A 12794-nucleotide genomic window follows, 5' to 3' on the forward strand; every position below is an offset into this window, starting at 1 on the left:
CCAGAAGCGGTGATACCCCAACTCTTCTGCCTTTTGCGCTAAGTCAATTGTATGGTTAAAAGCATCGAAGGCCGTTTCATTTTCAGCAATGACACTTTGATCTAGAATACTCAGTTTCAAACCCATATGAATCCCTCCCTAGTAAAATTAGTTAGCTATAAATCTAAGTTGCTAATGTTGTTAAATAGACGTGTTGATAACCCCTTTTTCAGCTAACAGAAAAGGCTTCAAAATATTCAATTCGGCGTCTAATCGTGTTTTAACTTCTACATCAAGTTCATAACGATTATTTGCTAGCTTTGTAACTTGGTTATCTACGATATAGGTCCCTTTTAAGATGTGGGTTGCTCCTAGTGCGGCTAGTACTGGTTTTAGTGCATAATCAATCATAAGGAGATGTCCATTCGATCCTCCAATGACAATCGGTAACACCGTTTTATTTTTCAAACTATTTTGCGGAAGAAGATCCAAGTAAGTTTTTAACACCCCGGTAAACGATGCTTTATAAACAGGCGTTAAGATCAAAATAATGGAAGAATCCTCAATTTTTTTATTGGCCTCTATTATTTCTTTACTGTCAAACTTCGCATGAATTAAATCATTGGCTGGAAGATTACGGATTTGGATGATTTCAGGTGAATGACTTACTCCTTTGAAAAACCCAACAACATAATCCAAAGCCCCATTTAATCTCGTATGTTCTGAAGGACTTCCAGAAATAATCGTTACTTTACTCATCATTGTTACTCCCTTTCCTATGTGGATTGTTAACAATCTAAAAAGTTTCTAAAAAAGTAAAGACTCCTGTTTTTTTAACAGGAGCCTCTGGTAGACCAATCGGCGCTTTCTTATTTACATTTGTCGATTCAATATCACTAATATATAGCCATTCGCGATCCTTTTAGGTACCAACTACTTCATTGGTTTGTTCCCAAATTGTGCTGGATATTTCTCGTCGCAGCACCGGTGCCACATCGGTTGCAAACCGATGCAATTGTTCCTGTTGCTCTGATTCCGTTAAGCCATCAACACTTATGCTAAGTACCTGATTTCCATAGGCATGATGGTAGTTTAAGATTTTCTCTATGACTTGTTCTGCACTTCCAACTAAGACTGGACCATTGGCAATATTGTCCTCCAGATCTTTAAAAGGAGAGTTATTATGCTTCGCTGCTTCTGTACCATGAAAAGCATTGTAATAAGGTCGGAAGCGGTTGATTGCCTCCTCGGCATTGTTGGCAATATATAGATTACTAGCTCCCGATCCAACAATTGCTTTATTTGGATCGTGACCATAGTAAGCAAGCCGATCACGGTAATGATCAATTAATGCTTTATACTTGGCTTGAGTGTGAAAAGTATTGGATGAGAAAATCGGATCGCCATATTTTGCGGCCAATTCAGTCGAACGAGTACTTGAAGCACTCCCATGCCAAATTGGAATGCTTTTTTGATAAGGTCTTGGTTGTGTCGTGACATTGGTTATAGATGTTCGGTAGCGCCCCTCCCAGCTTACATTCTCCTCATTCCATAATCTCTTTAGTAATTCGTATCGTTCAGCAAGCGAATCCCATTGTTCCTCCTCCGTAATTCCGACGAGGGGATAATGTCGAGGGTCGTTGCCTTTCCCGATAATCAACTCTAACCTCCCTCCTGAAAGGTGGTCTAAAGTCGCAAAGTCCTCTGCCACTCGTATCGGATCTAGAACACTTAGAACAAGTACGGTCGTCAATAATCTTAGGCGTGAAGTTTTTCCAGCAATTGCCGTCAAAACAAGTGCCGGTGATGAGGAAAGGAATGGTGGTCCATGACGCTCCCCTACACCAAATGCATCAAAGCCTAATTTCTCGGCTAACACTGCTTGATTTATTACATTTTGAAATTTCTGCTGAGCTGAAAATGCTACCCCAGTTATCGCATTTGGTTCATTCATCATAAGGGTAAATAATGCAATTTTCACTTCATTTAGACCTCCAAACCCCTATAGTCACTTCATTTTTAGATGGATCAACATTCTCTTATCCAAAAACAAGAATAAAAAAGACTCCTGTAAGGAACAGGAGCCTTTGGTAGTCCAATCGGCTTTTAAACTAGTAGGAAAAAATAAGTATATTCTTATTTCACCTACTGGTTTACTCGGTTTTAAAAAAAACTGTTGAATTCACTATAAAACTTAAATAGGGTTGTTGTCAATCCATTACTTTGAATTTTTAGATATTTTTAATGTTTTGGCGCTGGAAGCCTTTATGAATGCTTTGTTCATAAATACACTCCTTATGCTAAACCCTCTTGCTTAGTCGATTTCTTCTCTTCCCAAAAAAATATATGATTAATGATAGGGCCAAGAAGGTGATTAAATAAATACTGTATGTTGACATATATCGTTCAACAGTGTGCCAATTCTCGCCTAATATTCTTCCTAGTGTGATAAAAGTAAAACTCCATATGAATGCACCAGTATAGGCGTAAACTGCAAATTTTTTAAAGGGAAAGCGATTGACGGCTCCAATATAAGCGGTAAGATGCCGTACCCCAGGAATAAAATATCCAAACAATAAAAGAAAAGGTCCATATTTCCGGAATAATTTCATGGTTCTATTCATTTTTTGTACGGTAATGTGAATTTTCGGACCAAACTTTTCAATTAAGGGCAACCCAAATCTATAACCAATATAGTAGCTAAGTGAAATCCCTGCAGATGCTCCAATAAAAGCACTTACTATTGAAATTATATAGGATAATTTCCCCTGAAACACATTGTAACCAATATAGGTAAGAAGAACCTCATCTGGTAGAGGAAGTCCTACAATACCGCCAATTAAGGCAAATATGATTCCGAAGTACCCATAATGTTCTAGAAGGTAAACAATATGATTCTGCATATTTTCATCATCCTATTTGGTAATTTCTAACCCTCAACGTTGTTTTTGCTGAATTAGAACCCAACATTGAAATCCTGTTCATATTTATAGCTGTTAAAATGAAAAATTTGCACCTTAACCTTTAGATCCGTCAAGGAGTGGTTATCTAAATAAAAGACTTTAGATTTTTGTAATTCGCTATATTGTTTCGGGTGTTTTCTATACCACTTTTCACCTACATTCAGTAGATCTGTTTGATTTTTCACTCCATTTTTATATATTGAAGTAAACTTTCTTTTTATATCTTCTTCAATTAATGTCACTAATTTCGGTTCGGGAACATCACAGGAAATAAAAAACTCGGGTCCTTTAGAGTCGTGTTTGAAATGGCAATAAATATACCAAATAACACCACAAGCGGTTGTAAAAACCCGCTAGAAATTGGATATGCCACAATCACACTTAACCAGCTATCTCTTCCAGCCGCTGTAAGCAAGTTTAGGATAAGAATGACATGGTTAAGTAAGCCCGTAGAAAGGATCAAAAGCAATAATAATTGTCTTGGAAGGAGGATTTTCGTTAAGTTTTGCATTAAGTTCACCGATTTTTCCCATTTTAGGTATTATTATCACCATGAATGACAAATATATGTTTTCAAGTTTAATCAACACTTTCTGTTTACGACTATATAAAAAAAGTCATGCCCTCTACTATTCATGAGTAGTTGGACATGACTCGAGTTTCCCTCTTATTCCATTTTTTAAAAACGCAGAATCGATGTTTAGATGATTCGTGCTGTTACAATACCTTCGATTTGATTAATTTTTTCTTGCAATCCAGGAATGACCTCGCCATTAACTTTATTGTCAATGTCGATCATCGTATAGGCATATTCTCCTCGGCTTCTATTAATCATGTCAGCGATGTTTAACTGGTAACTTGATATTGCAAGTGTTAGTTGTCCTACCATGTTTGGCACGTTTTTGTGGAATACAGCCACACGACGCTTTCCTGTATAATCAAGGGATGCGTTCGGAAAATTCACTGAGTTTTTGATATTTCCTGTTTGTAGAAAGTCCTTTACCTGGCGGGCTGCCATAATCGCACAGTTTTCCTCAGATTCTTGAGTAGAAGCACCAAGATGCGGAATCGGAATCGCATTTTTCATTTTCAAGACATTTTCATTCGGGAAATCTGTAATATACTTACCTACCTGACCGCTTTCAAGAGCCGCAGCCATATCCGTTTCATTCACAAGCTCTCCACGTGAGAAATTTAAGATATGAACGCCAGGCTTCATAATACTAAACGTTGCTTCGTTAAACATTTCTCTTGTATCATCGGTTAAAGGCACATGAACTGTTATATAATCACAATTTGCAAACAGCTGTTCAATTGTCATCGCACGCTGAACATTGCGGGACAAATTCCAAGCCGTATCAACTGAGATGAACGGGTCAAAGCCAATGACATCCATGTCTAAATCAAGAGCATCATTTGCTACAAGCGCACCGATTGCACCTAAACCGATGACACCCAGTGTTTTTCCTTTAATTTCTTTACCTACGAATTGTTTCTTACCTGCTTCGACAAGTTTCGGAACTTGTTCCCCTTCGCCTGCTAAATTCTTAGTCCAAGCAATACCGTCAAAAAGGTTACGGGATGAAGCCATTAATGTGGTAAGAACCATTTCTTTTACAGCGTTGGCATTTGCACCAGGAGTATTAAACACAACAATCCCTTGCTCCGTACATTTAGCGACCGGAATATTATTGACACCCGCTCCGGCACGTGCAATGGCCTTTAAATCTTTGCCTAATTCAAGAGAATGCATATTAAAACTACGAACTACAATGGCATCAGGATTTTCACTATCATTATCGATCGTGAAGTTATCTTTATTAAATACCTTTAGCCCGCTTTCCGCAATATTATTTAACGTTTTAATTGTTTGCTTTTTGTCTAGGATTGTTGTGCTCATTTTGTTTTCTCCTCTACTTTTCTGTTATAGTTTTCAAGCTCTCTTTTTCTATAAGAATTTGTTTCTATTACAATGAAGAAATTTAACAGTCTTTCTAGCCGGTTCTATCCCCCCTTAATATACAGAAAGAGGCAAGGATTTGTTTCCTTACCTCTGCCCAGGCGAACGGCTACGACTTATATGTGCTCCCTCACGGTAATCCGTGTTTCGCCAGTTACACATCGTCTTTTTTATTTCTCTAAAAATAACAAATTTTCTAAGAATATTCAAGCATTTTACACTTTTTAAAATTTAATTTTTTTTAAAAAAATTTATTGACTTACAACTTGTGTTTTAAGATTCCTTAATAATCCTTTGGATAAATAACGCCATAAAATCTTCAAGGAAGGCCGCTACCTCTTCTTCTTTTGTTGCCCAGGATGTCACAAGACGTATAGCCGAGTGTTCCCCATCTACCTTTTCCCAAATATGAAACGCATAGTTTTTCTCTAATTCTGCAATCAGCGCGTTAGGTAAAATGGGAAAGATTTGATTCGATGGAGAATGGGTTAGAAACGGAATATTCGCTTTGCAGATTCCTTCTCTAAGCTTTGCTGCCATCTGATTCGCATGCGTGGCCAATTCAAAGAACAAATCGTCCCGGAACAGTTCAAGAAATTGAATGCCCAAAAGTCTCCCTTTTGCTAGCAGCGCTCCTTTTTGCTTCATATGGTAACGAAAATCTTCCTTCAATGCATCGCGGCAGATAACTAAAGCCTCACCAAGAAGTGCCCCATTCTTTGTTCCCCCGATATAGAATGCATCTACAAGTCTAGGAAGGTCGCTTAACTGCAGGTCATTTTCCTCCGAACAGAGAGCCGATCCTAGTCGTGCCCCATCCATATACAAAAAGAGATGGTTCTTTTTGCAAAAATCACTTAACTGCTCCAGTTCATTTCGACTATAAATGGAGCCTATTTCAGTGGAATTAGATATGTATACTAACTTCGGCTTGACCATATGTTCATCAGGATGGCTATCGAGTACTGCTTGTACATGTAATGGAGTTAATTTCCCGTTTTCCGCTTCTATTGAGAGGATTTTATGGCCAGTTGCTTCAATGGCCCCTGTTTCATGTCCCAGGATGTGACCCGTACTAGCCGCCATGGCCGCTTCGTGTGGTCGTAAGAACGCAGAAATCGCGATTAAATTTGTTTGTGTGCCGCCAGATAAGAGATGAACATCTACGTCCGCCCCTCCCATTCGTTCCTCTAGGAGTTCAACCGCTTGTCGAGAAAATTGATCTTCCCCATATCCATCATTCTGGACCAGGTTGGATTCTATTAAAGCATTCAAAATTCTAGGATGTGCGCCTTCGCTGTAATCATTCTTAAAGCTATACATGATCGTGCCCCCGTTTTAATGATTGAATATTTCTTTTCCTTTCCATCGTATCATAATATGAATTAAGCTAAAACAATAGGAAAATTGGCGTCAATTTTTATTAAGCTATCCTGTATTTGATGAAACTCTTTGATAGAAAGAAACGTATACGATAATTGAGGTGAAATATAGCGTAACCTGCTCACCATTGAGACATTGAACCGATGTACATACAAATAGAGGAACCGACAGAAACCATTTCGGCTGATGCGGTGAAAATGTGGAGAATATCCAATTCAGTTGGGCACGTGATTGCCTTTCTTATTATTGCTGTTTTGATTGTTTGCACGGATAAATTGAACTGGTATGGATGGATTGGGATTGTTCTTTATATACTTGGGGGAATCGGGGTTTTATCTGCTATTTTCTCCATCGTGATTGAACCTGTCTATTTACAACGAACCTGGCGATATAAAATTGATCCCCAATTTGTTCAATTGAAACATGGGAAATGGAAAATTCAACACACGTTAATCCCGATGGAAAAAGTCGAATACGTCCGCACGGAACAAGGACCGATCATGCGGCATTATCAACTGTACAAAATAGAAATTGGTACCACTACTTCCAGTCATGTCATTCCAGCCATTGCATCAGAAGAAGCAAAAAAACTAAAAGCAGAAATTGCAGTTTATGCAAAAATCCAAGATTCAGATGTTATAGAAGGAGAAAGAGCATGATCCAAGCAGCTAAAAGGCATCACCCTGCCATCATCGTTGTCGAGTTGGTCAAATTAATCAAAAATTCGATTTGGTTCTTTCTCTTTTTATTTGTACTTAAGGGGTCTTCCACAGCCAACTGGGTGATCTGGGGCCGTTATCTCTTTTTACTAGCTACATTATGGGGATTGATTTCGATCCTCTTAAGATGGTACTTTCATCGCTATGAGATTGGTAGAGACTCCATTGTTCTCTATGAAGGTGTTTTTGTTAAAACACAACGGACTTTTGCTTTAGACCGAGTACATAACCAAACTTCGAGCACCACTTTTGTGCATCAATGGTTTGGTCTTACTTCACTCACTTTAGATACTGGGACAAGTGGCGAAAATGCCTCAGTGGAGTTTCCTGTCATTACTAAAGAAGAAAAAGAACGAATTCTATCTCTTTTACAGCAAAAACAAGATTCTATTGAGGCAAGAGAGGAAGGAATAGTCGTTCCATCCGTTGAACGTTAGATTCACTTCCGCTCAACCAAAAAAGATATTATAAAAGCGTCTTTTACTTCTCTCAGTTTCCTGGCAATTTTTCCATTATTAGGTGCAATATATACCAATCTCGCAGAATACTTTCAAATTGAAGAGACCGCTGAAAGTGCTCTTGATTACTTGCTGATTCATTGGTGGATGTTGATGGTTCTCTTCATTGCAGCTCTTGGCTTATCAGTGGTGATTGGCTTTATCAAAACCACCTGGAGATATGGAAATTATGTCATTAGTGATGATCATGAGCGAATTTATATAGAAAAAGGGGTCGGTAATTTTATCAGTTTTTCCATCCCAAAACATAGAGTACAAGCAATTATCGTTGAACAAACCATCCTTAAGCGGATGCTCGGACTTGCTTCGATCAAACTTATCAGTGCAGGTGGCTTCGAAGAAGAAAATCAGGAAACCAGCTCTTTATATCCTTTTATGCCTAAGCAGGAAGCCTATCGAGTTTTACACTTAATCCTGCCTGATTACCGGATTGAAGAACATATGAAGCGTTTCCCGCTGAAAGTTCTCTGGCTTAAGCTCCTCCACCCCTATTATTTAACCATTCTGTCGGTGATTGGATTGTGGATTTTTCAACCAGGTTGGCTATGGATTGCTGCAATTGTCTTTGTCGTTTCCGTTTTGCTTCGGATCCTAGACTACTGGTTTACAAGTTATCTGCGTGAAGGAAATACAGTCCAAATCAGAAAAGGCGGCTTAACAAATGAAACCTTTGTCACCCATCGTGAACGTATTCAACAGATTACGGTGAAACATACATGGATACAGCGTCGCTTTGGTGTAGCAACCCTGCTTTTCACGAATAAGGCTAAACCAACACATGATACTAAAATATATGGAGTTTCGAAGGAAGAAGCAGGAACTTTTTTTACCTGGTACCAAAAAAATCCAACTTATAGAGTTAGGTTGGAGAAGATGAGATGACAGTTAGATTAGCATAGCTTATGGCTATAAAAAAGCGAAACTCGCTGTTTTATTATTCGCGAGTTTCGCTTTTTTGTTACGTCAAATCCTTGATGACGACCTTTTCTTGTTGCTCTCGGTCGAGTTATGGTCATCATCAGGTTGATGATGACCTTTTCTTCTTTTTTTCTCGAGAGTTTTTGTCTTCATCGGCTTGATCATGACCTTTCCTACTTCTTTATTCGAGAGTTTTGGTCTTCATTCGCTTAATGATAACCCTTAACCCTGTTTGTTTTCTAATCTTTGAATGAACCATTGTTTTCAAAATATTGATCAATTATTTCTAACACACCCAACCATATCTACAGCTATAAGCTTTATTGTCATACCGGTTCCTCCTAACACGTTATCAATACCGAATTTCCTATTTATTGCAAAGTTAACATTTGAATAATTGTTTTCATAACCGCATCTTCTTCATTTGAACGGGTAATAAAATTTGCAGCATCTTTTAATTCTTGTACTGCAAAGCTAAAGCTAGCACGAGTCATGCGTTCTAAATCATTGAAACCGTCTCCGAATGCCATTGTTTCTTCAGGAGTAACATTCAATAAGCGCTGCAAGTGTTCAACAGTAGTTCCCATATGAACATTAGCGTTTGCAATGTCAATCCAAGCTGCTTCAGAAGCAACAATATAAGCAGACTCAAAAAACGGATTTAGTTTTTCTCTGGTTTCCATGCACCTTAACAAAGGGTCGTGAATAGTGATTTTAACAAAGTCTTCTGTTATTTCATTAAAATCAGAGACTTGTCTTACTTGCGCCGCCTTTTTCTTTCATGATCTTTTTTACAACCTGGTACAGTTCCCTATTAAAATCACCTCTATTATTCAAAAACGTTCCGTCCATATCAGTTAACACTAACTTAATCATATTGTTTCCTCTTAAACTTGTATTCTATTCTTCGATTTGTTTAATATTTTCAGTTATTCCTATACCCTTCAATTAAATGACTGTGGAGTTGTTATTCTTTACACTTTTTAATTCGTTCCTATTCAATATGGCATTTAATTTTTCAGAACCTAAGAGCATGAGTGCAATGAAACCTGCAATGACAAATGGAAAGATTCCAATGGTTGAGTGTGCTGCAATGAAACCAAGAAGAGGCGGCAGGAACGTACTGCCTGTATACGCTACAGCCATTTGATACCCCATGATTGTCTGGGAATGTGCCTGCCCAAATCGTGTGGGCGTTTCATGCAACATACATGGAAAGATCGGTGCCAATCCTAATCCAATCATAATAAAACCGATAAGCGAGAAAGTGGACGGTAATGGCAGGAATAGAAGTGCAGCACCAACTAATGCAATTCCTTGCCCCATGCGAATCAGAGTCCGGTTACCAATCTTTAAGGTAATAAATCCTGTTATAAATCTTCCGAATGTTATACCGGCGTAATACAATGAGACCCATTTTGCTGCTGCATCTACAGATAAATCTTTCACATTTACTAGGAAACTACTTCCCCATAGTCCCATCGTTGATTCTGCGCCACAATAAAACAAGAAAGAGATCAGAGCTAACTTCACTCCCCTTATTTGCATTGTTTTTTGATTTGCAAAATCTGCCCCAGACAATACACTATCTATGTTTTCAGGCTCATTAGTGGTGTTTACATTGCTGTTTCCTCCAACTTTCTTCCATAAAGGCAATGTGAAGAATAGAATGATAACTAAAACAAATTGCAGACCAGCGATGGTAAGATACCCGTTTCTCCAAGAATGTTGCCCTGAAATAAACTGCGCCATAATGACTGGACCGAGCGTAGCACCAACTCCCCAAAAACAATGAAGCCAACTCATGTGGTGTGCTTTGTAATGAGAGGCTACATAATTGTTTAAACCCGAATCAACTGCCCCTGCACCTAATCCGAGTGGAATGGCACAAATAAATAGCCAAACAAGCGAAGGAGCAAAATAAAACCCAAACAGTGCGCCAGCAGTCATTAAACAACTGAAAAATGTGACCATGCCAGTTCCGAAACGTTTTAGCACAACTCCGCTAGCAAAACTGGAAATGATCGTTCCTCCAGCGATAGTCATAAAAAGCATTCCGGCCGCTTCAAGCGGTGCCCCAAATTCCGTTTGCATCAGTGACCATGACACGCCCAACAATGAATCTGGTAAACCTAAGCTGATAAAAGCCATGTAGATAATTACTAAAAAGAATGTTGCCATTCTACCCCTCCTTAAATATCTCCTAGTTGTTTATTCCATTGACCATGATTTCTAGACCAAGACTTTGTAATCCCAATAGATAATCTTTTTTCCAATCACTGATTTTAAGTTCTGGCAGATGTTCTGCTGGAATATACTTAGAGCTTCGTTTTACAATCTGTTCTATGAACAATTGATTAACTTCATCATCGCAAAAAATAAATGCATGTGGGTTTATGATTGCTACAAATGAAGCTATCAACCTACTAATGGCATCGATCTCATATTCCTCACACATAAACGCTTTTTTAGTCTCATTTCCATTTTCCAAAGCCTGCCGAAAATTTCGGTCATCATACTGCGGAACGAATGAAATCTCACCTGAAAAATTAGTACTGCCTCGTACCACAACTCCATTCACCATAATTCCAGCTCCAGGACCATTATGACCTGAATATAAATAGATAAGCGATTTATTTTCCATGATACCCCTACTATCGTGATACCCAAGCACTGCAGCGTTCATATCGTTCTCTATGACAACGGGGATAGAGAAACGTGTTTCCAGGTATCCCTTCAAATCAAAGTTTTGAAGATGTTCATACTCAGGTATATAAAAAATCCTCCCATTATCAACGGAACCAGGTACACCAATAGCTATCGAACTAATTTTCGGATATTTTTCAATTATTTCTTCAACACACTCGGTTAATAATGTTAAATCAACATCAACTAATACACTTGAGGTTTTACCTGCATCCTTGACTTCCCCTAAACAGTTAAAAACAATATAATTTGTCTCTGACCTCTCCAAAAAGATTGCCAGCCCTAACATATACTCCGGATTGTATGTATATCTTTTTGCCCTTCTTCCACCACTCGAATCATCAAGACCGACTGAGATAAGTTCCCCTTCCTTTTCCATCTGGGTTAAGAATTTACTTATTGTAGGAAAACTAATTCCTAATTTATCGCTAAGTTCAACTTTTGTTGCACTTCCATGTTCTAAAAGAGATTTCCGAATACCACGAAGGATTATCATTTTCATCGATTTTGGAGTTGCATCCACAAATAATCACCACCTAATTAAATGCACTTATTTAACTTATTTAATAAGTCTTGAACAAAAAACTTATTAAACATCTTTAATAAGTAATGGTGATAATATATCATATAAAGTTACCGAAAACAAGAAAGTCTTATGGTACAATAAGGTAATTAAACCTATTGATGGAGGATTCAATGATTTGGTTTTTACTGCTTATCGTTCTGTTTGCTTTTATGATGGGATTTTTTCAGGTTCCCATCTGGATTATGTATGGTGTATTGGTTGGCGTTCTTATTCTTATTCTATATAGAAACCCGCTTATATTTGGGAAAGATGCCGAAAAAATCATGGCATATCTAAAAAAATCCAAAGCTCCGTATATGCAATTCCTTTTCCATTTTCTTAACGGGGACCTGTCGGCGGCTGAACAAGTTATGGGGAAAATCCGTTCCAAAAAATCAAAACGAAACTCTGAATTGATGCTTTTAATGGAGAAAAAACAATACGGAAAAGCAAAGGAACTTCTTAGAGAAATGGGTGGACATAAGACAAAGTGGTACGCTTTGTCAGATATCGCCATTAAAGAGAGCGATTTGGAAGCATTCAAACAAAATAAAGCAAAAATAACGGATACCTTTTTTTTAAACATGCTGGAAGTCGATCAAGCCGTTGATGACGGCAAAAAGGACGAGGCGGTTGGGCTGCTCGATAGCATGATTCCTAAGCTTAGAGGTTATAAATTACTAACAGCCGTTCAGTATCGAAAGCATATTCTTGAAGGAAGAGTCGATGAATTTTAAGATAAAGTAAAGTGTAAGAGGAATAATTTTCTACACAACTCGAAACACAAAACAGCCCAACTTAATCGAGATGGGCTGTTTTTACATTTAATAAACTTATTCTACTTTGTTTTTTAATTTATTTAATTTCTTGAAATTTTTGTCATAGCTTTGTCGTTCTAATAGATTATTTAGCCAGAATTTTGCTCTTTCTGTGTCATTATTTTTTAAAAAGGATTCAATTGCTTTATAAAAATTACTACTGTAATAAAAATTCTCATTAATCACCATTTCAAGCCCATTATGGTAAGAGTCAGATGCCAAGTTGTATTCCTTTGACTTGGAGTATAAAATTCCTAAATAAAAT

The 12794-nt window shown here is 37.8% G+C and carries 13 protein-coding genes, 3 pseudogenes and 1 riboswitch; of the genes and pseudogenes, 4 read left to right on the forward strand and 12 right to left on the reverse strand.

From position 1 onward, the window contains the following. The 8 genes and pseudogenes from V7659_RS13490 to V7659_RS13520 all read right to left on the reverse strand — a co-directional run. Positions 1 to 126: pseudogene (locus V7659_RS13490) on the reverse strand (alkane 1-monooxygenase); the annotation flags it as partial. A gap of 54 nt (positions 127 to 180) precedes the next feature. Further along, a complete protein-coding gene (ssuE, locus tag V7659_RS13495; RefSeq protein WP_335540425.1) occupies positions 181 to 741 on the reverse strand; it encodes an NADPH-dependent FMN reductase in 561 nt (186 codons plus the stop codon). 160 nt (positions 742 to 901) lie between these two features. After that, entirely contained in the window at positions 902 to 1960 is a 1059-nt protein-coding gene (locus V7659_RS13500) for an LLM class flavin-dependent oxidoreductase (protein WP_335540426.1), read from the reverse strand. A 319-nt stretch (positions 1961 to 2279) separates the two neighbouring features. Continuing rightward, the gene (locus tag V7659_RS13505; protein ID WP_335540427.1) at positions 2280 to 2882 is read right to left on the reverse strand and encodes a DedA family protein; all 603 of its coding nucleotides are present in this window, start codon (positions 2880 to 2882) and stop codon (positions 2280 to 2282) included. A gap of 53 nt (positions 2883 to 2935) precedes the next feature. Continuing rightward, the gene (locus V7659_RS32120; RefSeq protein WP_420491729.1) at positions 2936 to 3184 is read right to left on the reverse strand and encodes a Ger(x)C family spore germination C-terminal domain-containing protein; all 249 of its coding nucleotides are present in this window, start codon (positions 3182 to 3184) and stop codon (positions 2936 to 2938) included. Then, positions 3184 to 3462 carry a hypothetical protein gene (locus V7659_RS13510; RefSeq protein ID WP_335540428.1) on the reverse strand — a complete coding sequence of 93 codons (279 nt, stop codon included), beginning with the start codon at positions 3460 to 3462 and terminating at the stop codon, positions 3184 to 3186. The genes V7659_RS32120 and V7659_RS13510 overlap by 1 nt, the downstream gene beginning before the upstream one ends. A gap of 180 nt (positions 3463 to 3642) precedes the next feature. After that, entirely contained in the window at positions 3643 to 4842 is a 1200-nt protein-coding gene (locus V7659_RS13515) for a phosphoglycerate dehydrogenase (protein ID WP_335540429.1), read from the reverse strand. A gap of 148 nt (positions 4843 to 4990) precedes the next feature. Then, positions 4991 to 5070: riboswitch (ZMP/ZTP riboswitch) on the reverse strand. Between the two features lie 105 nt (positions 5071 to 5175). Continuing rightward, positions 5176 to 6225, reverse strand: a complete 1050-nt coding sequence (locus V7659_RS13520) for a threonine aldolase family protein (protein ID WP_335540430.1) — start codon at positions 6223 to 6225, stop codon at positions 5176 to 5178. A gap of 203 nt (positions 6226 to 6428) precedes the next feature. Here V7659_RS13520 and V7659_RS13525 point away from each other — a divergent pair, with 203 nt between their 5' ends. The 3 genes from V7659_RS13525 (at position 6429) to V7659_RS13535 (ending at position 8404) form a co-directional block, all read left to right on the forward strand. Beyond that, positions 6429 to 6944: a PH domain-containing protein gene (locus V7659_RS13525; RefSeq protein WP_335540431.1), complete on the forward strand. Its 516-nt coding sequence runs from the start codon at positions 6429 to 6431 to the stop codon at positions 6942 to 6944. Further along, complete coding sequence (locus V7659_RS13530) at positions 6941 to 7441, forward strand: PH domain-containing protein (protein ID WP_335540432.1); 501 nt, start codon at positions 6941 to 6943, stop codon at positions 7439 to 7441. The genes V7659_RS13525 and V7659_RS13530 overlap by 4 nt, the downstream gene beginning before the upstream one ends. Positions 7442 to 7615: 174 nt before the next feature. After that, the gene (locus V7659_RS13535; RefSeq protein WP_335540433.1) at positions 7616 to 8404 is read left to right on the forward strand and encodes a PH domain-containing protein; all 789 of its coding nucleotides are present in this window, start codon (positions 7616 to 7618) and stop codon (positions 8402 to 8404) included. A gap of 407 nt (positions 8405 to 8811) precedes the next feature. Here V7659_RS13535 and V7659_RS13540 read toward each other — a convergent pair. The 3 genes and pseudogenes from V7659_RS13540 to V7659_RS13550 all read right to left on the reverse strand — a co-directional run bounded on the left by V7659_RS13540 (position 8812) and on the right by V7659_RS13550 (position 11648). Next, positions 8812 to 9316 (reverse strand): annotated as a pseudogene (locus tag V7659_RS13540) (HAD hydrolase family protein). Between the two features lie 72 nt (positions 9317 to 9388). Further along, positions 9389 to 10621: an MFS transporter gene (locus V7659_RS13545; protein WP_335540434.1), complete on the reverse strand. Its 1233-nt coding sequence runs from the start codon at positions 10619 to 10621 to the stop codon at positions 9389 to 9391. A gap of 22 nt (positions 10622 to 10643) precedes the next feature. Continuing rightward, positions 10644 to 11648: an ROK family transcriptional regulator gene (locus V7659_RS13550; protein WP_335540437.1), complete on the reverse strand. Its 1005-nt coding sequence runs from the start codon at positions 11646 to 11648 to the stop codon at positions 10644 to 10646. A 194-nt stretch (positions 11649 to 11842) separates the two neighbouring features. Here V7659_RS13550 and V7659_RS13555 point away from each other — a divergent pair, with 194 nt between their 5' ends. Next, positions 11843 to 12448, forward strand: coding sequence for a hypothetical protein (locus V7659_RS13555; protein ID WP_335540435.1), 606 nt, complete (start codon positions 11843 to 11845; stop codon positions 12446 to 12448). A 96-nt stretch (positions 12449 to 12544) separates the two neighbouring features. Here V7659_RS13555 and V7659_RS13560 read toward each other — a convergent pair. Then, a pseudogene (locus V7659_RS13560) lies at positions 12545 to 12794 on the reverse strand (hypothetical protein); the annotation flags it as partial.

Source organism: Neobacillus drentensis (assembly GCF_036966985.1).
GTDB lineage: Bacteria > Bacillota > Bacilli > Bacillales > Cytobacillaceae > Neobacillus > Neobacillus drentensis_E.

Coding starts and splice junctions, on each gene's coding strand:
- ssuE (WP_335540425.1), bottom strand. CDS start 741: ATGATGAGTAAAGTAACGATTATTTCTGGAAGTCCTTCAGAACATACG.
- V7659_RS13505 (WP_335540427.1), bottom strand. CDS start 2,882: ATGCAGAATCATATTGTTTACCTTCTAGAACATTATGGGTACTTCGGA.
- V7659_RS13515 (WP_335540429.1), bottom strand. CDS start 4,842: ATGAGCACAACAATCCTAGACAAAAAGCAAACAATTAAAACGTTAAAT.
- V7659_RS13520 (WP_335540430.1), bottom strand. CDS start 6,225: ATGTATAGCTTTAAGAATGATTACAGCGAAGGCGCACATCCTAGAATT.
- V7659_RS13525 (WP_335540431.1), top strand. CDS start 6,429: ATGTACATACAAATAGAGGAACCGACAGAAACCATTTCGGCTGATGCG.
- V7659_RS13530 (WP_335540432.1), top strand. CDS start 6,941: ATGATCCAAGCAGCTAAAAGGCATCACCCTGCCATCATCGTTGTCGAG.
- V7659_RS13535 (WP_335540433.1), top strand. CDS start 7,616: ATGGTTCTCTTCATTGCAGCTCTTGGCTTATCAGTGGTGATTGGCTTT.
- V7659_RS13545 (WP_335540434.1), bottom strand. CDS start 10,621: ATGGCAACATTCTTTTTAGTAATTATCTACATGGCTTTTATCAGCTTA.
- V7659_RS13550 (WP_335540437.1), bottom strand. CDS start 11,648: ATGAAAATGATAATCCTTCGTGGTATTCGGAAATCTCTTTTAGAACAT.
- V7659_RS13555 (WP_335540435.1), top strand. CDS start 11,843: ATGATTTGGTTTTTACTGCTTATCGTTCTGTTTGCTTTTATGATGGGA.